The 19,168-nt window shown below is 67.6% G+C and carries 13 protein-coding genes and 2 pseudogenes; 3 read left to right on the top strand and 12 right to left on the bottom strand.

What is annotated here, in order from left to right; all coding sequences use genetic code 11:
- Nucleotides 1–225: 225 nt before the first annotated feature.
- The 12 genes from ACGFRG_RS05710 to ACGFRG_RS05655 all read right to left on the bottom strand — a co-directional run bounded on the left by ACGFRG_RS05710 (nucleotide 226) and on the right by ACGFRG_RS05655 (nucleotide 16,971).
- Nucleotides 226–3,099, bottom strand: coding sequence for a hypothetical protein (locus tag ACGFRG_RS05710; RefSeq protein ID WP_393261660.1), 2,874 nt, complete (start codon nucleotides 3,097–3,099; stop codon nucleotides 226–228).
- A gap of 19 nt (nucleotides 3,100–3,118) precedes the next feature.
- On the bottom strand, nucleotides 3,119–4,213 hold the full coding sequence (locus ACGFRG_RS05705; protein WP_393261658.1) for a hypothetical protein: 1,095 nt from the start codon (nucleotides 4,211–4,213) through the stop codon (nucleotides 3,119–3,121).
- Nucleotides 4,210–5,076, bottom strand: a complete 867-nt coding sequence (locus ACGFRG_RS05700; protein WP_393261656.1) for a hypothetical protein — start codon at nucleotides 5,074–5,076, stop codon at nucleotides 4,210–4,212. Before ACGFRG_RS05700 ends, ACGFRG_RS05705 begins: the two co-directional genes overlap by 4 nt.
- A 91-nt stretch (nucleotides 5,077–5,167) precedes the next feature.
- Complete coding sequence (locus ACGFRG_RS05695; RefSeq protein WP_393261654.1) at nucleotides 5,168–6,055, bottom strand: hypothetical protein; 888 nt, start codon at nucleotides 6,053–6,055, stop codon at nucleotides 5,168–5,170.
- On the bottom strand, nucleotides 6,052–11,013 hold the full coding sequence (locus ACGFRG_RS05690) for a phage tail tape measure protein (protein ID WP_393261652.1): 4,962 nt from the start codon (nucleotides 11,011–11,013) through the stop codon (nucleotides 6,052–6,054). Before ACGFRG_RS05690 ends, ACGFRG_RS05695 begins: the two co-directional genes overlap by 4 nt.
- 383 nt (nucleotides 11,014–11,396) lie before the next feature.
- Nucleotides 11,397–11,984, bottom strand: coding sequence for a hypothetical protein (locus ACGFRG_RS05685; RefSeq protein ID WP_393261649.1), 588 nt, complete (start codon nucleotides 11,982–11,984; stop codon nucleotides 11,397–11,399).
- Nucleotides 11,985–12,109: 125 nt separating this feature from the next.
- A complete protein-coding gene (locus ACGFRG_RS05680) occupies nucleotides 12,110–12,649 on the bottom strand; it encodes a hypothetical protein (RefSeq protein WP_393261647.1) in 540 nt (179 codons plus the stop codon).
- 1,154 nt (nucleotides 12,650–13,803) lie between these two features.
- On the bottom strand, nucleotides 13,804–14,376 hold the full coding sequence (locus ACGFRG_RS05675) for a hypothetical protein (RefSeq protein WP_393261645.1): 573 nt from the start codon (nucleotides 14,374–14,376) through the stop codon (nucleotides 13,804–13,806).
- A gap of 399 nt (nucleotides 14,377–14,775) precedes the next feature.
- Complete coding sequence (locus tag ACGFRG_RS05670; RefSeq protein WP_393261642.1) at nucleotides 14,776–15,252, bottom strand: hypothetical protein; 477 nt, start codon at nucleotides 15,250–15,252, stop codon at nucleotides 14,776–14,778.
- 300 nt (nucleotides 15,253–15,552) lie between these two features.
- Complete coding sequence (locus ACGFRG_RS05665; protein ID WP_393261640.1) at nucleotides 15,553–16,041, bottom strand: Imm1 family immunity protein; 489 nt, start codon at nucleotides 16,039–16,041, stop codon at nucleotides 15,553–15,555.
- Between the two features lie 17 nt (nucleotides 16,042–16,058).
- Nucleotides 16,059–16,472, bottom strand: coding sequence for a DddA-like double-stranded DNA deaminase toxin (locus tag ACGFRG_RS05660; protein WP_393261840.1), 414 nt, complete (start codon nucleotides 16,470–16,472; stop codon nucleotides 16,059–16,061).
- 202 nt (nucleotides 16,473–16,674) lie between these two features.
- Nucleotides 16,675–16,971: a hypothetical protein gene (locus ACGFRG_RS05655; protein WP_393261637.1), complete on the bottom strand. Its 297-nt coding sequence runs from the start codon at nucleotides 16,969–16,971 to the stop codon at nucleotides 16,675–16,677.
- Here ACGFRG_RS05655 and ACGFRG_RS05650 point away from each other — a divergent pair.
- The 3 genes and pseudogenes from ACGFRG_RS05650 to ACGFRG_RS05640 all read left to right on the top strand — a co-directional run.
- Nucleotides 16,922–17,521 (top strand): annotated as a pseudogene (locus tag ACGFRG_RS05650) (replication initiator); the annotation flags it as partial. The gene ACGFRG_RS05655 and the pseudogene ACGFRG_RS05650 sit on opposite strands and share 50 nt — an antisense overlap.
- The gene (locus ACGFRG_RS05645; RefSeq protein ID WP_393261634.1) at nucleotides 17,521–17,739 is read left to right on the top strand and encodes a helix-turn-helix domain-containing protein; all 219 of its coding nucleotides are present in this window, start codon (nucleotides 17,521–17,523) and stop codon (nucleotides 17,737–17,739) included. The pseudogene ACGFRG_RS05650 and the gene ACGFRG_RS05645, both read left to right, overlap by 1 nt.
- Nucleotides 17,739–19,019: pseudogene (locus ACGFRG_RS05640) on the top strand (tyrosine-type recombinase/integrase). The gene ACGFRG_RS05645 and the pseudogene ACGFRG_RS05640 overlap by 1 nt, the downstream one beginning before the upstream one ends.
- Nucleotides 19,020–19,168: the final 149 nt, after the last annotated feature.

The following is a 19,168-nucleotide window of genomic DNA, read 5'->3' as shown; positions in this document are numbered from 1 at the left end:
CGGCGAGCACCGGCCCGACTCCCGCTTCATAACCTCGTTGCCCGGCGACAGCACGCGACTGCGCGGCGCAAGATCACGGCTGAAACTGCTCGGAGGTGTGGCGGGCTCAGCTCCTCGGGCAACTGGCCCGCCTGCACGCGGTCGCGCCAAACCATCCAGCCCGAAGCCGCACAGCGTCCTGATGACGACCCCGAGCGCGCGACACAACCACCCAAAGTTGTGCAGCTATTTCGTGTACGTCACCTTCAACTGCGGCGGATTAGACTGCCCGACACCTCGTGCACGTCCGTAGTAGGTGCTCGACGAACTGCCTGGGTCGAGGGCGATTCCGCGCCACCGGGTCTCGTCGAAGATCGAGGAGATGTCGATCCACTTTCCTTCGTTGCGGCCCCAGCTCACGGACATGGACGCGCCGTCCGAGGAGAAGGATGTCGGGCGGGAGGAGTGGCCGTGGGCTTTGATGACTGCTCGTCCGCCGGAGGTGGCGTACCAGTGCTCGAAGTACAGGTAGAGCTGGACGGATTCGATCTTCGCGCCCGCGAGGTCGTTCGCGAGCGCGGTGGGGAAGCCGACCAAGGCGGCCTGTGTGCCGTTGGTGCTGGAGTAGTAGCCCTGGACGAGCTGGCTGCCGTAATACGAGTTGTAGGAGCCGCGGTTGGCGTAGCTGCCGCTCCAGGCGGCCGCGTACGTCTTGGTGTACCGGGTGGGTAGGGGCTTGGGCAGGGGCTGGCTGGCGCCGGCAGGGTTGAGGCCGCCAGTGGAGGGCAGGGCGGGGCCGATGTCCTCGACGTACATCACGCTCGGGTAGCCGTCCGAGCCGAACAGCCGCACCGTCTGCCCGGCAGGTGCCCACCGGCACAGGAAGGACGACAGCAGCCGGTGCGTGCCATCGCCCAAGTAGGTTCCCGGGCAGGTGAGTTCCAGGTGGGCCCGGTGCCATCCCTCACCTTTGATCGGGGTGACGTGACTATGGAGCTGGCGGGACTGAAGGGTCGGCTCGCCGGTCCCGCCGTCGCGAAGAAACAGCACCACTTCGCCCCCGTCGAGGGACGGATCGGTGTAGGTGTCGACGACGATCCGGTACATGCGCGTCGTGTCGATGGTGCAGGCGAGCTCCACCCAGCCCATCTCGATACCCATCGCGGAGGTGACGTTCGCGGTGAGCTGGGTGTTGATCGCCTGGATGCCGCGCGGCAGCCGGTCCAGATGGGTGGAGAGACTGTCGCCTCGCCATGTGAGGTCTTCGGCGACTGCCAGGGACTGGAAACCGGCCCGGCCCTCCTCGCTGATGGAGGCGACGGCCCGTCCCTGGGAGGAGAGGGTGAGGTAGTTGGGCTCGCCCGTGACGAGGCTGACGACCTGCTCGCCGTCCTGGTCGAAGAGACGGACGCCGTCGGGGCTGAGTTCGGCCCGTTCCCCGGTGGTGGCCGAGGAGAGCACCGCGCGGCACTCCACGTTGTCGAACCACACCGCCCCCGCTGTGCCGCCAGTGGCTTCGAGCTGGAGGGCCGCCCGGACGGTGTTGGCCGGGGCGCGGACGCTACCCGAGATCCGCCGCCACGCGCTGCCCGGGACGGTGGGGGCAGGGATGCTGCTGCGGCTGATCGTCTTGCCGTCGGCTCCCTGCCAGGCGAGCGCGATGGCCACGCCCGTGCCTGCCCAGTCGGGCGAGTACTTGACGTCGGTGGCGAGCCAGAACTGCTCGCCGGGATTCATCGGGAACGGATCGTAGCTCCAGGTCCGTGAAGCCCCGCCTGCTGCGGTGTCGATGCGCAGCGCGTTGGGGGAGCGGTTGCCGCCTGCTTCGACTGATGCCCAGGGGATCTGGAGCTGGGTGATGAGTCGTGTGACATGTCCGATTTCGAAGGAGGGGTCGAGGCAGAGGTTGCCGGTGGCGCCGACGCGTAGTTTGTCGACGGTGACGGCGCCGTTCGCGATCGCCGGAGTGGTCACTGCGCCGGTGGTGAGGTTGCCCGCGCCGACCACTCCGGTGCGGACGGCTTCGACGGTCATGGTGTCGATCTGCATCATGGAGGCCGTGCTGCGGCCGTAGTTGAGCCAGAACATCGGCCGGGCGAACCGCACGTCGCCGTGGAGGACGGCGGGGGTCCGAGGGTCGGGGAAGGAGCCCCGCGGGGCAGCGGCGCCGGCGGCGGCGCGTCCACGGACGTAGCCGGTGTACACCTTCCATCCGTCGGAGGCGGGCAGCGTCTTCCCGTAGGCGGCCGCATAGTGCTGGTTGAACGGGGATGGCTCGCCTGTGCAGTTGACGAGGGTGGTGGCGTCCGCCGCATAGCCCATCAAGCCCGCGTAGACCTCGGTCGGCCCCTCGGGGGCCTGGCTGGTGGCGCGGATGCGGACGGAGATCCGGTACAGGGTGTCGGGGTCGATGGCGATCTGGGTGGTGGAGTACAGCTGCACCGTCCCGGACGCCTCCAGCACATCTGGGCCCTGCGGCGCATCTGGGACCGGGGTGCGGATCGTCCACGAGGTGCCGGGGGCTGTGTTGGCGGCGTGCCAGGTGGAGGCGTCGCGCATGGTGTCGGTGAATCGCTGGGAGGTGGCGTCGCTCAGGGCACTGTCGAGGACGGACTGGTCCACGGGGGCCGGGGCGACAGGCCCGGCGACCGGGGACGGGGCGGAGGCGGTGCCGGAGGTGTTGCGGGCCACCAGCCGTACGTACAGCGGCGTGTCGGTGGGGATGGTGAGGGTGCCGCCTTGCGGGGATTCCAGGCTGCCGCGCAGCGTGCACGGTCCCGGCTCGAACGCGGCTGCTGGGGAGGCGTGGACTTCGATACGCGCGAAGTCGAGCGGGGCGGCCTGCGCGGTGGGGAAGGTGCCGTCCCAGCCGACGGAGATGGCGCCGAGCACCGGCGTGAGCTGGGGCAAGGCCGGGGCTGGCGGGGGAGGGCCGTTGACGGCGGTGACCCCGCTCGTCCCGTCCGGCTGCTGCCCGACGAGGGCGCGCAGGGACCCGGTCTCGTCGTAGACCTCGATGGTGGTGTTCTCGATGCTGGCGTTGGCGAACTTGGGGGCGCGGATCGCGGCCGCGAGCTGCCTTTCCAGGCGGACCAGGCGGCTGCCGATATCAGTGGACACAGATGGTTCTTTCGGAGTTTCAGGTGGCGGTGGTGCCGTACTGGAAGGAGCCGGCGGGGCCAAGGCGAAGGGTGGCGGTCTCGCCCTCGGGCGTGTCGGGGCGGATCGTGTAGCCGGTGATGCGGCACCAGCCGGACCAGTTCGTCCACTGGTCCCGGACGCTGACCTGAACGTCATCGCCGATCTGCCACGACCCGATGGGGGAAGCCGGGTGGTCGCGGACGGTGATCTCCTCCACCGAGCCCGGGGCCTGGCGCCACAGCCGCTCCGCCTTCGCGCGCTGGGCCAGCACCTGGGTGCTGCGCACCTCGGGGAGCTCCAGGACGTGCTCCAGGCGGAGCCTGCCGTTACGGACCGCGTCCACCGCCCGCAGTTGCGAGCGCCCTTCTCCCGCTCCGGTGGCGATCACGACCTGGGCGGCATCGTCACCGCTTTTGGCCACGGGGACGCTGCGGATGATGTTCATCCCGGTGGCGAAGGCGATGTCCGTGCGCCGCCTGCCCAGCCGCGGGTAGCCAAGCTGGATACGGCGGACCGGCCGGCGGTCGGTGTCCCACCACACCGTGCACGTGTAGTCGGGGGCGTCGGGGCCGCGCACCAGGTCGTCGATCTGGTCGCCCAGCACGGGACGCTCCCACCAGTGCGAATGCCACGGCTCGGCCGGCGTGCCCACCTTCGCCGCCGATACCGTCGCGTCGACCGTAATGCCCAGATCTCCGTCGGGTACCGACTGGGCATAGGCGACGACGTCCCGGATGATCCGGCACGGGTCCTCCCGCACGTAGGGGCCGCGCCCGCCGAGCTCGCCGTCGAGGTCACGGCGGTGCTGGAAGTACGACGTCCAGCCCGCCACCTCGATGGGCAACTCGTTGCCCTCGGGCTCGGCACGCCAGATGATGCCGCCCCACCGCAGCAGCCCGTCCCGCTCCACGTACAGGAGCGTCGTGCCCGGATCAACGAGCTCTTCGCGCAGGTGGGCCAGGCGTGGTGCCAGGTGGCCGCGCAGCGCGCCCGGCCCGTTGAGGTCGGGGCCGAACTCGACCCCGGACAGCGGCAGATCAGTGGAGAGCCATTGGCCGGTCAGGGCGTGCTGGGTGAGGTAACGGTAGGTCATACCGGGCCCTCGATGAACTCGACATCCGCGACGATCGTCGAGCCTTCGTCCACGCCGAGGTCACCCTTGACGGTCTTGGCCATCCGCGCCTGGAGATACAGCGGCTGGCTTGTGCCGCGAAAGGCGGGCGGCAGGGTGAGGGTGTCGGCCACGATTAGCGTGTTGCGGCGCACCACCTTGCCCTGCTCGTCGTTGACCACCACACCCTGGCCCACGACGCTGCCGAACAGGGGGCGGACGATGCCGTACACGTTGTCGTAGTCCAGGCGCAGCCCGGCGACGGTGACGGAGAAGATCACACTGGTCGCCCACTCCGGCACGCGGATCTGCCAGCGGGCCGGGGCGGGCCAGTCGTGCCACTGCTCGTCGTCCTTCCAGGCTTTTGTCAGCTCGTGAGGGAAGGCCAGGTACTGGGTGCGCTCCCGACGGGGCAGCGCCACCTGCCGCAGATCGGTGATCATCCCTGCGGTGATGGTGCCGGTGGACGCCGGGATGTCGATTCGGGCCAGCGCGATGCCCGTCACCCCGGCGGGCAAGCTGGTGGCCTTGCCGACGTTGGGGATGACGTCGAACGTGTTGATCGCGTCGGTGGCCGGGTCCTTCCCGCCCTCGAACTCCGGGTCCTGGACACGGAGCACGATCAGGTCGCTGCGCCCGGCCCCCGCACTGGTCGGGGCGATCGGCACGGTTGCGGTGCCGATGTTGTAGGCGGTGTAGGAGCCCTGCCAGGCGTTCGCCCGGCCCCGGATGACCGCCGACCCGTCCGCGATCTGCACCCCCGCTCCGGGCACGGGCAACGGGGTGACCTTAAGGTCGGCGGCTTCGGTCACCCCTTCCGATCCGCGCGACAGATCCTTGATCATCATTCGGAACGTCTGGGCACTGTGGGTGGCACCGGATACGAGGAGGGGGGCTTGGGCGAGCGTCACGGACAGACATTCCTTCGGTGGAGGATCAGAGGGCGGTGTGGGCGTCGCGCCAGGTCACTGTCAGGCGCGCGGTCGCGGTGGGGTCGGACCCGGACCAGCGGATCTCGCTGCGGCCGGGCGGGATCAAGAAGTCCTCCAGGGGCGAGGTGATGGCCACGGTGCCGCCGTTGTTGCGGGTGACGGTGCGTTGCCCGGGCCGGGTGTCGATGCGCACCCATTCACCAGCACCGAGCGTGATCTGGAGATCCACCGCCCGGGCGGTCTCCACGTGCCGCACCTGTGGGTTGGCGACCGGCCCGTACACGGTGAGGACCGGGTAGGCGTCGGTGGTGCCGGTGTTGGTGACCCAGCCCGGCCGCTGCTGGCCGCTCGGGCTGGCGCTGGTGACCTTGATCGGAGCCTGCACCGGAGCGGTGAAGCCACCGCCGCTCAACCAGCCCAGCCGTAGTTCCGTTTGCTGCTCGGTGTCCGAGTAGAACCGCGGGTCGGGGGCGACCAGTTCGATGTCCAGGGGGATCCAGCCGAACGCCGCCTTGTTCCAAGAAGAGTCGAGTTTCCGCACCCGCACGCCCAGGACACGCGTGGGGGAGCCGGGCCACTTGATCCGCAGCGGCATCGTTGCGCCCGCGACGGTGCGCACCTCGGCACGATCAGCAACCTTCTGCAAGGCGGCCAGGATCTGACGTCCGGCCGCCGGGTCGCCCGGGGTTTTGATGCCGCAGTCGATCCGCAGAGTGCGAGCCTCGTACCAGTCCGGGCTCGCCCAGGCCCCGTCCGCTCCCGGGCGTTCGACGAGTTCGCCCCGCACTCCCGGCCGCGCCAGCCCTTCGATCTCCGCGATCGGTACCTGCGTACCGTGACCGAGCAGCAGGCCGCCGAAGTCCAGCTGAAAATCCTTGAGTTCCAGGCTCACCGCAGGGCACCTCCGCGCTGGGCACGGCGCATCTGGTAGGCGAGGGCCGAGGAGATGTCGTCGGCAGTGGCGGCGGCCCGGGTGACATGGATGGTCTGGCTGCCGATCGCGGGCGCCTGCTGCACGACCACGACCTGGGGCCGCCCGGCCCGCGCGTCCACCAGGGTGCGGGGAGCCAGCCGGTAGCCGAACTTGCTGGCAGTCGCGGCCAGCACACTGGTGGCGCGGCCGCGCTTGGCGCTCGCGTGGGGGATGTACGACTCGCCACCAGTCGACCGCTCCGCGAACTTGATCAGCCCGCTCTCCGAGCTGGACGCGTACACGCCGGGCTCCCACATCCCGCCGTCCGCGTACGCCCGCCCGGCGTTCGCCTTCACTAGATCGGACAAGAACCGGTCTGCCTTCCGCCCGGCCTTACGGATCTGGTTCGTCGAGAGGTTCGCGATCTCGATCAGCCGGTCCTCGCCGAGCCCGGTCGCCGCCGCCACATCGTGAATCCCGCGACCGGAGGCCAGCGCGCCGATCAACGCCACCAGATCGGTGAGCTGATCACCACCCGGCAGCTTGTCCGCGTCCCGCGCCGCCTGGTCCGCCTGCTGCGCCTTGCCCCGGTCCTTCACCGCCTCCTTCGCCAGGGCTTCGGCGTCGGCATCACCCTGCTTGGCGAGGCGAGAGGCGAGCGCCCCGAACCCGTCGGAAGCCAGTTGCGCCAGGTTGTTCTGGAAGCCGGTGGCGTCCTTGACCGCGTTCTGCAACTGCCCGGTGTAGTCACCCAGACTGGCCCGGGCTGTGGACGGCAGCTTCTTCAGCTGCTCGGCCATCTCGTTCACGTAGCGGCCGGAGCCGGTGGCCATCTTCCGGGTCAGCTCGATACCGTCGGCGCCCATCTCCTCCAGCGCCTTGGCCACCTCCGTACCCGCCCGCCGCGCCACGGTGGCGAGGTTCGCCCGCCACGACTGCGCCGCAGACACCGAGGCGCGCAGGTTCTTCTCGAACAGCCCCAGGTCGAAGACCTCCTTGTCGCCCTTCTTCTGGGACTTCGAGATCACATCGCCGATAGAGAACCCCGAGCCGCCCAGCGGCTGGTAGCTCCAGTCCGACATGCCGCCGGACGCGTGGTAGGTGACGCTGCCCCCGAATCGCTTCGCCACCTGGTCAAGGATCAGCTTGGAGCGTGCGCGCTTGCCGGACGCGAAGGGGATGTAGGCCTCGCCGTGGGTCTCGGGCTCGGCCCACACCCGCCAGTCGCCCGGCTGGGCGATCTGCGCGACGTGGTTCTCCCGTACTCCGCCGTCGGCAAAGGCGACGATACCGCCGTTGGCCTTCGGGAAGACGTAGCCGTCCTGGTACGGGCCTGGCTGCACACCGCCGTAGACCTCGTTGCGGACCGTCGTGATCGTGACGGTCTTACCCGTCAGACTGTTGATGGCGCTCTGGATCGCGGCGACGTTGCCGATCGCGGTGCCGGTCGGCACGCTCACCGACACGTCCTTACTGCCCGGCACCTCCCGGACCGCGAACCCGAGACTTTCCAGGGCCTGGCGGGCCTGGGCGGTCAGTGCGCTCACCGTGACGCTCTTGCCGCCCGGCACGTTTGCGATGGCCGCCTTGACGCTCTCCAGCCCGGCGATCGTGGACGCGGTGGCCGCCGTGACGGTGACGTTCTTGGCACCCGGCGTCTGCGCGATCTTCGTGATGAGCGCGTCCAAGTCGGTGCGGGCCATGTCCGTCGGCGCGGTGACCTGGACCCGCCGGTCCTTCAGGTCCGTGATCGTGAAGCCCAGGCTCTTCAGGTTCTCCCGGGCCTCGTTGTCGAGGGTGGAGATCGTGACGGCCTTCTGATCCGGGGTGGCCTTCAACGCCTGCTGCACCGCGATCAGTTCGGCAACGCCTTTGTCCATGCCGGCGGTCTGGAGCAGGATCGACACCTGCGAGGGCACCAGCCCGGCGTTGTCGGCGAGCTTCGCCGCTGCCTCCGCCGTCAGCCCGTACCCCTGAGCCGTCGTGATCGCCGACTCGCGGGCCTTGGCCATCTGCGCCTGCGCAGCCTGCAACGCCTCGGGCACGGTCTTCCCGTTCGCGTCCGCGTACTGGTAGGCGGCCAGTGCCGCGTCCGCCGAGTTCGTCGACAGCCCCTGAAGGACGTCGTACAGCTTCTGCCCGTTGCGGGTGACCGTGGACAGCGAGCCGTCCATGTTCACCAGGGTCTTCCCGTAGCCCTGCCCTTGGTCGATGCCGCCCTTGAGTGCCTCGGAGGCGTCCGACACCGACCGGTTGAGCCGCGCCTCGGCCGCCGACAGGTTCACTGACCCGCCCGCCAGAACATCCAGGGCGTCGTGCAGGGCGCGGGCCCGGGTGTCGGCGTCCGCCGTGGTGTCGGACAGACGGCGCATGGCGTCGGAGAACTTCCCGAACGGGCCCACCGCATCAGCTGCTGACCGGCCGCCGGACCCGGTGGCGTCGGCGAGGTCCTTGGCGTCCTTCACCGCCTGGGACATCTCGCCCTTGACCGAACCGATTGCGGTGGCGGCCCGCGACGCGGCCAGGCCCTGCTCGTTGTATGTCTTGGCGGCACCCCCAGACGTCGCCAGCCACCGGGTGTTGGCCTCCGCGGTCTCCTTCAACCGGTTCTGCAGCGCGTTGAGGCCACCGTCCTGACCGAGGTAGGCATCGGTCAGCTGCCGTGCGGTGACACCGGCCTTGGCCATCACATCAACGAGCCGGTTCTTCCCGTCGAAGACCTTCGTGTCCAGGACTGCCTGCGCGGCAGCCGCCCGCACGCTGTCGTTGATCTGCCCGTTGGACTCGCGCAACGCATGCGTGAGGCTGCTGATCCGCGACTGGTGCTCGGCCGCCGCCTGCGCCGCCTTCTGCTGATGCGAGGCAAGCAGCGACAGCCCAACACCGGCAGCGGCGATCGCCACCCCCCACGGGCCACCCAGCGCACCCATCAGGCCCCTGGCAGCGCCACCCAGCCCGGAGCCAATAGCGCGGGCGACGCCGCTGACGGGGCCTTCGGCGGAGCGGAACGCAGCCGTCATCCGCCCCACCACCGGAACCCGGGACTCCAGCACCGCGAGCGCCTGCCCCACCCGGCCGATCGACTGCCCCTGAGCCGCGGCCAGACCCTGCTGTAGCCGCATCTCCTGCCCCAGCGACCGGAACGCCCCCGTCACCGGCCCGGACACGGCGCTGCCCAGCCGCAGGAACGTAGGGGTGACGTTGCGGGCCAGCAGCATCGCGAAGATCGCGCTCTGCACCGGCCCCGGCAACGCCGTGAAACCGCGCACCAGCCACGCCACGGTGTGTCCGACCGGCACCAACACCCTGGAAACCGTGCCGATGGCGGAGGAAGCCAGGTTGAGGGCGGTGACAATCAGGTCCAGCTCGCTGGCAGCACCCTCGGAGTCATCACCGATCTCGGTGATCGCCCCGACTACAGGAGCGGCCGCCTGGACGACGTTGCGGAAGACGTCCCACACGGCGAGGCCCGCGTTGGCCAGGACGTTCAGCCCAGCGGCCGCCACATCCACGGCCCCGTCCTTGAACGGGTCCCCCAGGCCACTGAACGCCTCCGTCACCTCCCGCACCCCGGCCTTGGCCTTAGCCCCGAGGCCCGGCCCGGCCAGCGTGTACAGATCGTGGACGTAGTCGATCGCGCCCGCCAGATACGGGGTCGCGGCGCTCATCCCCGCAGTCAGCATCCGCGTGAACTTCTCCATCGCGGGGGCCGCCGCCGTATACAGAACCTGCCCGGTGTTCTTCGCCTGAGTCCGAAGCTGTGTGACCGCGCCCGACAGACCCTTGGTCTGGGAGGCGGCGATCTCCTCGGCAGCGCCGGTGCGGGCGATCGCGGTGTGCATCTGGTCGTACGCCGCGACACCTTGATGCGCGAGAGCGGCAGCACCGGCGAGTGCCGGCTTACCGACGACGTTCGCGAGGGCACCGAGGAAGTCCTTCTGGGACATCCGGTGCTGGGCCTGCTCGAAGCCCTCGATGACCGTACGCAGGCCCTTGAAGTTGCCCTGGGCGTCCCACGCTTCGATACCGAGATCCGACAGGCCCTGGCGCATCGCCTTGGTCGGCTTCGCCAGGTTGGTCAGCATCCCCCGCAGGGACGTTCCTGCTTTCGAGCCGAGGATGCCGGAGCGGGCCAACAGCGCCACCGCCGACGCCGTGTCCTCCAGAGACACATTGAGCTGGGCGGCGACCGGCCCGGTATACGACATCGCGTAGTAGATGTCCTGAAGCCCGCCCGACGCTGCGTTCGCACCGGCTGCGAGGACGTCGGCGGCCCGGCCCGAGTTGTTCGACGACAGGCCGAACTGGTCCATGACATCGCCCAAAAACCGGGCAGCGTCAGCGGCAGAGAGATTGTCGGCGGCGGCAAGCTGCATCGCCGCCCGCGCGTTCGCGATCGACGACGTGGAGGTCTGGCCCGCCTTGGCGAGCTCCAGCATCGCGTCCGCGGCCTTCGCCGCCGACGTGCCGGGGATCTCCAGATCAGCGCCGAGCTCCCGGGCCTTCGCGCCCGCCTGCACCATCTCCAGGCCCGAAGCCCCAGTGACCGCACCCCACTTGTTAATGGCGCGCTGGTACTCGTTGCCCTCCCGGGCAATCTCCGCCAGCCCGGCGACGATGCCGCCACCAACGACCAGGCCCCGCAGGTGGTGCAGCTCCTGGCGTGCGCTGAACAGACCGTGCCGCAACTGCTGCGTCGAGGCGTGCCCGTCGGAACCCAGACGGCGCAGCCCGCCCCGGGCACTGTCAGCGTCGCGGCCCAGCGCGCGCAGCCCAGTGGCGGCACCGCGCCCTCCGTCACCGACTTGCGAGAGCCGGCGGTGAAGAGAAGCCGTGTCCCGGCCCAGGCCCCGCAGGGCTTGGGAGGTCTGCCGGACCTCGGAGAGCAGCTGGGAGAAGTCCGCCCGCGCCTGAACGCTGAGCGTGTACTGCGACACCGGGCGGTGCCCTTACTCCCCGCGCCCCCTTCTGGCAGCGCCCCTCACCACCCCCTAACGGAGGCGCGGTACAAGGCCGATGCGCACCCCATACCCGTCAGGCCCCTCCGGGACCTGGTCCTGCTCAACCGCGATCAACTCACAACCCACGCACCGCACCGTGGTCGTCACATATGCATAGCGGTCACCGCCCTGCGCCTCGTCCCACTCCGAAGCCCGGGTCCCGCACTGCTCACACACACTGCGCCGGTACGCCGCGTACGCCAGGGCCTTGGCCCGGTCACTCTCGCTCCAAGCACCGTCACCCGCACCGAGGAACCGCGAGTGCGGGATACCCCACCGGTCGCACATCTCCAGCTCAGCCCGCAACCGTGTGTCGGCGATCAGCCTTTTCCCAGCTCCACCGTCGTGGTGCGGACGATCTGCTGCGCCTGCCAGGCAGCCGCGAACAACGCATTCGACTCGGCCACCGGCCACGAGTCCAGAAGGCCCTGCGCCTCCTCCTCGGTCAGCCCCTCCACCACGGCACCAGAGTCATCACGCTCGATGTGCGCGGCCGCCACCAGCGCCGCGGGGAACGTCTCCGGGTTCCACGCATCGCCGTCCTCTGCCTGGGCTTCGGTCGGCGGGAACCGCTTGATCAGCCCATCCAGCGCCGGACGCGGCAGCGCCTTGAACGTCAGGGACAAACACACCTCATCGAACTCCGCCTGTGCAGAGGCCAGCACCGCTTCCGCCCGCTCGGTCTCGGGGCTGATGGTGCGCTGGTCCTCCGCGTCCGCCATGCGACAGCGGGCGGCCTCCAGCTTCGCCTGTTCCAGCTGCTTCCGAGCGGACAGGTCGTCACAGATCTGAAGCGTCTGCTCCGGCAGCTGACGGGCACGCAGACGCGCCAGCTTCGCCTCCCAATGCGCGTCACGGACAACGGCGTTTGCCGGGGGAGCGGGTACGGAACGAGCGGCGGTGGACATACAGAAGACTCCGGGAGTAGACGGTGAGGAAGGGGGCTGGGGCCCGGCCGGGTTTGCACGGAACAGCGCCGTTAAGGGGGGAGGCGGAGGCGCTGTTGCGCGTACCAGAACCTGGCCGGGCAATATCAGGAGGGCTGCGGGCTGGCCTTCGCTGCTGCGGCGGGCGGGATCACCGCGTCCTGGGTCGGCTTCTCCGTGATCGAGAACGACACCGTGAACTTCGCAGCCTCGTTGTCCGTCGAGTAATTCGGCGACCGCGAACCGACCCGCACCGGGAAGACATCCATGCTCCGGGACCCCGGCACGTCGCCCTTCCGAAGGAAGATGACCCAGCCGGTGGCGTCCTTCGTCAGCAACTGCTCGATCTCGTCGGACACCTGGTCCTCGTAGAAGCCGAGCGAGGAGTCATCGGCCTGATCTGTGCCGGGGATCTTCGACTCGAACGTGCTGCCCAGATCCGGGGTGTCGATCGCCTGGTTCTTCAGCGACCACCCGTCGATCGCCGCGATCGCACTCGTCAGCTCAGTGCCAGCCGTCAGCTCCGGTCGGGTGGGAACGTGGCCGGGGTCGACGACGGCCTTCAGCCATAGGACGCGGGTGACACCGCGCCGCGAATACTTTTTTACCTGCAAGGGGCTGCTGTCCGATTCCGGGACGGCAGCCACACCATGCAGTCAGAGGATGGCCCCGTCCCTCGACGTCCTGTCGGGGAACCGGCCCATCCCGAAGCCGGGTGGGCGTCCGCGCGGGGCCTCCGCGGTGAGAGTGCACGCTGGCACGACCTGCTGAGGCAACGGCACGTAAGCCACAATACTGTCGCCACGGTGAGTCCAGGACGGACCCTCTTGGAGCCACCGCCACGTCTCTGGAATAAGGCGTCGACCTGGGTCCCGGAACTACCGAAGGTCTCCGCCTGGCAGGGCGCGGGCGAGGAGGAGCCGGTCTGACAACAGGGATCTCAGCCCCGGAAGGGCGGCAGGCTTCCACCTCATACAGCAGGCCCTTGCACTCACGTGCTCAGGCTCACCAATGAGTTATTAGAAGGGCGGTTCGCTGCTATCGCCGCCAGCCCATGGATCCCGGGTGTGCTCACCGTAATTGGATGCCGTTTCCTCGCCCCAAGCGACGAGGCAGGCGGCTGCGGCGGTGCGAAACGAACGGTTGCCGCTGACGGCCAAGACGCTACGTACCCGGGTGGCTGGAGCCGGCCGATAGTGCGCGAGATCAGGGGCATCGAGAAGAGGGACAGCAGCAGCAGTGGCGGCCTCTCGGACGACGGCGTCAGAATCGTCCAGAAAGCCAGACACGGCGCGGAAGAATTTTGGGTCGCAGGGCCCGGATTGCGACGGACTCAGGGTGGTCTGCCAGAGGCAAGCCCACCCGCAGCATTGCCGCTTCCGCCGCATCGCTGACCTCGGCGACCACCGATCCCAGCCAGTCCAGCAGCCCGGCACGCAGTGGATGCCCTGAACCATGGGGTCCGTCAGCAAGGGCAGTAATGGTGCGAGGGTCGTCGAGGATCGCCGCTACGAACAGGGCTGCAGGGATCGTAGCCGGGTAGAGCGTGCTTTGGTGATGGACGGGGCTATTGAGGTGGCGCAATGAGCGGGTCTGGACGTCTGGGTCCTCTTTGAGAAGCCCAACCAGCGCAATTGCCGTGTCCTCGGCAGGTCCGAGAGCGAGGCCTAATCAGTCTGCGCTATCAGCGCACGTGGATCGGGCAGTGGTACGTCGGAACCCTTGAGCGTCACACGCAGAGTATGACGGGCTCCCCGTCCGCCACCTTGGCCGGGCCTCGCACGCATATTTGGGACAAGCTTTAGAGATCATCGCCGTTAAAGCAATCGGTAATAGGAAGCGTAACTTCGACCGAGAACCTAGAAGATTCTTCTCGAATTCGAGCAACGGCGTCCACTTGCCCCATGGATCGAGCTAGCTCATCTCTTACCATTCCCTCCGCCTCTATCTCCTTTTGCTCCAGTGGACCAGGAAGAGGGGAGGGTTCACCGTATCTAGTGACCACGGACTCACTGCCCCCAAGCCTGTAGTCAACGATTGATAGCAGCTCCCTCAGGGCAATATAGGATTGATCAACCCTCTCCGGATCAGGCCGCAGCGCAACGGCCAAGGCGTTGCCGATTAGCTCCAGAGACCTCGCAGCGAAGAACTCTGAATGCGATGAGTCAAATTCATCGGCCTGCGACTCTTCACCCATTTTCTCCAGCACCTCAGCGCACTCATCTCCCACGTCTTGACCTTCCGCGGCGGCCCAGATCAATTCCAGTACGGAATCGAGCCAATCTCGCTCATCGTGAGGGCCAAGGATGCGATAGAAGATGGAACCGCGCTGCGCAACAGCAGCGGCAGCTACTTTCAGGTCAGGCCGAGACATGCCGATCCACTCCATTAGTCCGAGTTGCCGTCATGTATACAAATCATATACGGAGAATCTTGAGGAGCGTGCCCCGGAGCCCTCGCCCACCAATGCCGTTCATGGGCTGACGCCAGGCCAGCCCGGCACTGCGGCGCGGCTCTCTCGGCCGAACCGAGCGGCCTCTTAATTACCCGAGACAAAGGTGGAGTTCGCTGGTTCGGGGCTCTATGCGGCTCGGCGGTTGATCAGTTCGCGGGCCACGAGGAGTCAGCTGCCGGCCTTGGGTCACTAACCTGGACCAGGCGACTGCGGCTATCCGCCCGTTTATTTAGAACCCGTCCGCTGACGCTGCCGTCAACTACTGCCGTCACAGCACCCCGAAGCCCGTCAGGACATCCTGATGGGGCTTCGGGTTTGCTACTGGAATCGTCCCGATGAAGTTCCGTGCGACACATCAAACACCGTAGGCACCTTTGCGCGAACGACCCTCCAGATAGGATCTCGCTTCACCGATTCAAGCCAATCATCGAACGGGACCTGGCTTTCGGTGAACCACCAAGAGTTACAGCTCTGGATCGAATCTAGGTCGGAATCGGTTCGATACCGATACTCCAACTGCACCTGTGAATACGCTTCATGTTCTCCATCAGCGTCAACGATTTCTAGCTGACGCACGAAGCCCACGACGAAGGTCGGGTCAGGAAACCAGTTCACCTTTCCGTACTGGAAGAGGAACCCGTCGGAATCCATGCGATCTGGGACATCGAATGTAATCCGCTCGAAATTACGGACAGCCGCAAAGGCTTTCTCGACAGCCAGGACTTCGTGACCAGACCCCACTTGGTCAACGATCCCCTGCATCACGCCAAGCGCAGAGTCGATCGGCCGCCTCATCGCTAGCTCCATTTCGCTCGTCTCGAATCCACCACTCGGCAGTGGTGCGGCCGAGAGCCTCCTGGCCCAGGGCCTTACGCGCAGTCCGGGCCTGACTCACCCCCGCCACCACCCTGCAACGCTGGTAGCGTGCCTGGACCGACACGGACCCACCGCCCACCTCCAGTCCCTGATCGATGCAGTTACCACCGGCAAACCCCTCGACCTCTACCACCGGATTTAACGAACTACCGAGTATTGCCGTCAAGGCGCCAAGTGGTCCCACCGGAAACGATCCGGTGGGGCCACTTCTATTTGCCGCTAACCTTCGGCGAGGCGATATCCATTCATGAATCCGCGAACCCAGTGAATACACTCTGGACGGTTCCCCGTGCCCGCTCGACAGAATTCTTCAAGAGCTGCGCGCACCTCGGGGACCGGCAGGCAGCTTCTCGGGTCGTGAAACCTTGGTTCACCCGGATCGGATACAACTCGCGGGTCAAAGCTCGGCGGGTTCAGATTGTCCGATACCCAGATATGGTCAAAAACCCCACCCCTAACCGGGTGATCGTCACTGACGAACCAGATTAGAGCCCCAAAGTTAGTCGATGAGTTGACCGCGACGTGGAGAAAATTGTTTGGCGCGTCACTGTCACCGGTGTAACGCCTGTCGGAAAACATGAAACGCGCATCGTCCCCCGGACTGTAGTACGGGGAATTGCTCTCCGATTCGAGGTTCTCGATGGCCTCATCGATCAGAAGTGCCATCTCAGGCCATGTCTCGGCGTAGTGCCACTTGCGATTGATCATGGCATTGAGAATCAATTCTAACCAACCCCTCTAAGGATCACTGGCTCGGTTGCCCCCGGATAGAATACTCGCATGGTCTGGCCGCTCCGCAGGATCGCCGGAACCGCCGCCGTGCATCCAAATGGAGCAGGGCACACACCCCTCGGGTTGTTGATCACCACATCTGCACTCGTCACATCAGGGTGACTCCGCATCGCCCATGCAATCTTTGCCTCAACATGAGTAGCTGCGGCGATGGGCCCACTGCGTGGGTTTGTGATGTTAGGAGAATCCGCAAGGAAATCAGCAATCTCCCTCCAGGATCCATTCTCTCCGCTCATCACCGGCGCGCCGATCCTGTTTCCAGCAGCGTCAACCACCTGACCCGTTGTGACGTGGCTTCCGAGGTCTGCCGCAACTTCGCCGTACGGCTCGCCACACGAATTGTGCACAAGCACTGGCGTACTGCCCGCGAGGACATAGTACGTGTGCTACGCGGTACCCCTCTACCTGCTTCTTCGCAGGTCAGCGCGTGATTTGCGTTCCGCTGGAGTCCGTGGATGTGCGGGAAAATCCGTGGGTGTTGCCGTCGCTACTGCCGTCAACGGCTCGGGGCATGCGATTGCGCTGGCGTTGTGTCGGTGCAGCGGGACTCTACTGCCATGCCCCGGGTTCGGCGCGGACGAGGGCACGGGCGGTCTGCTCGTACAACTCATGGCCGCTCTGGGCGCAGTGTCCGGCGATCCAACGGGTCAGTTCGTCCGGGGTGTGCAGTGTGCCCGAGGTGGCGCCGCAGTCGCGCTCTTCGCCGGTGACGCAGACCGCCTCGAACGCTGGCAGGGCCATGGGGTCGGGGGCGGTGGTCACGTGGTACTCGCGGAAGCGGTAGCGCCCCCGAGCGCAGCTCGACGTACGCGAGATCACCGCCTTCGGCGCCGACGCCGAATTCACCGATCAAGCCGTGGCCGCCTACGTGGCCAAGTACGCCACCAAGTCCGCCGACGCCTCCGGCACCCTCGACCGCTCCCTGTTCTGCCGCCCCTGCCAAGGACGCGGCGCCACCCTCCTGCCTCACGGGACCCCGATGCCCTGCACCGCCTGCGACGGCATCGGACAGGCCCGACCCCTGCCCCGCCTCGCCGTCGCCCGGCACGTGCGGCAGATGATCCGCACCTGCTGGGAGCTGGGGAAGCTGCCGGAGTTCGCCGATCTCAAGCTGTGGAAGTGGGCGCACATGCTCGGCTTCCGCGGCCACTTCTCCACCAAGTCCCGCAGCTACTCCACCACCCTCGGCGCGCTGCGCGCCGCCCGCCGCACCTGGCGCACCGAACAGGCCCGCACCCACGCCGGCCTGCCCGAGCACGACCCGACGACCACGCTCGTCGTCGGCCACTGGGACTACCTCGGCTCGGGCTACAGCCCCGGCGCGGCTCTCCTCGCCGCTGACGTCTGGCACCGCAGGGAACTGGAACGGCAGTTCGCGGCCGAAGGCGGCTGTTGATGGCCTTGCTCCCGCCCGCCGTGCTCCATGCGGAGGCGGCACCGGCGCTGCTGACGGTGCCCCAGGTGATGGCCCGCCTCCAGCTCGGCCGCTCCGCCGTCTACGACTTGCTCCGCTCTGGCCAACTCGCCTCGATCACCCTCGGCCGCGCCCGCCGAATCCCCGCCCACGCGCTCACCGACTTCATCCGCACCCGCCTGGAACAGGAGGCCGCTTGATGACCACGCCGCGCCCCACCTCATCCCGCCGCACCCGCTCCCGCGCCAACGGCGACGGAACCGTCTACCAGCGCAAGGACGGCCGTTGGGAGGCCGCCGGATACGTCCTCGCCCCGGGCAACACGCGCAAGCGCGTCCGCGTCTACGGTGTCACCCGCAAGGACGCCCTGGCCAAGCTCACGGAGAAGATCGCCGCCAGCAACCGCGGACTGCCCGTCGCGGCGGCCGACAGCACCGTGAGCTCCTATCTCGCATACTGGCTCGACGGCGTCGCCGTGCACCACCTGCGGGAGAACACCTACACCCGCTACGCCGCCTCCATCCGGCTCCACCTCAGCCCTGGCCTCGGCGCCAAGAAGCTCGCCCGGCTCACCACCCGCGACGTCCGGACCTTCCTCGACGGGCTCCGCGTGACCTGCCAGTGCTGCGCCCAGGAACGGGACGCGAAGCGGCGGCGCTGCTGCGCCATCGGCCAATGCTGCGAGAAGCAGCTGTCGCCGCTGACCGTGACGTACATCCACGCGGTCCTCAAGTCCGCCCTCGAACACGCCGTCCGCGAGGACGAACTGCCTCGCAACGTCGCCCGGAACGTCAAGACCGCCACGCCCCGACCGAGACGATTCCAGCCCCTCACGGCGGCCGAGGCACGGAAACTGCTTCAGGCGGCCAGCCGCGACCGGCTCCAAGCCCTGTACGAACTCGCCCTGCGCACCTGACTCCGCAAGGGTGAACTCCTTGGCCTCCACTGGGAAGACCTTGACCTCGACGGCGGCACTGCCACCATCCACCGCTCCCTCCAGCGGACCCGCAGCCAGGGTCTGACCGTCCTGAACACCAAGACCCTGGCCTCCGAGCGGCGCATCGCTCTCCCTACCGAATGCCTCAGTTCCCTCAAGATCCACCAGGAAAGGCAGCAGGAAGAGCGTCAGGTGGCCGGAACGGGCTGGATGGGCAACGGGCTCGTCTTCACCACCCCGAAGGGCAGGCCGCTCGACCCCACCAACCTCACCCGCCGCTTCCGCCGCCTCCTTCACAGCGCAGGGCTCCGGGCGATCCGCTTCCACGACCTTCGGCACTCGACCGCCACCCTGCTCTTGGAGCAAGGCGTCGATCTCGTCGTCATCAAGGAACTCCTCGGCCACGCCCACATCGGCGTCACCGCCGGCGTCTACGCCCACGTCCGACTCCGCCTCCAACGCCAGGCCATCGACACCCTCGGCAGCATCCTCGGCACGACCGACGACCCGGACGACCCGCCCACCGCAGCCGTCGTCCGCTGACGTTGCCGTCACCGTTGCCGTCAAACGCCCTGGAGGCCCGGTCGGAATCTTCTCCGTCCGGGCCTCCAGGCTTTTGCGTACGCAGATCGCTATGCATGTTCCATTCGACTGATCCATCGCTGACATACGTCAACGGTGATCGGCTCGAA

This window comes from Streptomyces sp. NPDC048696 (assembly GCF_043198895.1).
Lineage (GTDB): Bacteria > Actinomycetota > Actinomycetes > Streptomycetales > Streptomycetaceae > Streptomyces.
The sequence above is the reverse complement of the archived record's forward strand: the minus strand, read 5'-3'. Positions and strand labels throughout refer to the sequence as shown.

What these genes read in the sequence shown, in the direction of transcription:
- ACGFRG_RS05705 (WP_393261658.1), bottom strand. Translation starts at nt 4,213, where the DNA reads ATGACCTACCGTTACCTCACCCAGCACGCCCTGACCGGCCAATGGCTC.
- ACGFRG_RS05700 (WP_393261656.1), bottom strand. Translation starts at nt 5,076, where the DNA reads ATGATCAAGGATCTGTCGCGCGGATCGGAAGGGGTGACCGAAGCCGCC.
- ACGFRG_RS05685 (WP_393261649.1), bottom strand. Translation starts at nt 11,984, where the DNA reads ATGTCCACCGCCGCTCGTTCCGTACCCGCTCCCCCGGCAAACGCCGTT.
- ACGFRG_RS05675 (WP_393261645.1), bottom strand. Translation starts at nt 14,376, where the DNA reads ATGTCTCGGCCTGACCTGAAAGTAGCTGCCGCTGCTGTTGCGCAGCGC.
- ACGFRG_RS05670 (WP_393261642.1), bottom strand. Translation starts at nt 15,252, where the DNA reads ATGAGGCGGCCGATCGACTCTGCGCTTGGCGTGATGCAGGGGATCGTT.
- ACGFRG_RS05665 (WP_393261640.1), bottom strand. Translation starts at nt 16,041, where the DNA reads ATGATCAATCGCAAGTGGCACTACGCCGAGACATGGCCTGAGATGGCA.
- ACGFRG_RS05645 (WP_393261634.1), top strand. Translation starts at nt 17,521, where the DNA reads ATGGCCTTGCTCCCGCCCGCCGTGCTCCATGCGGAGGCGGCACCGGCG.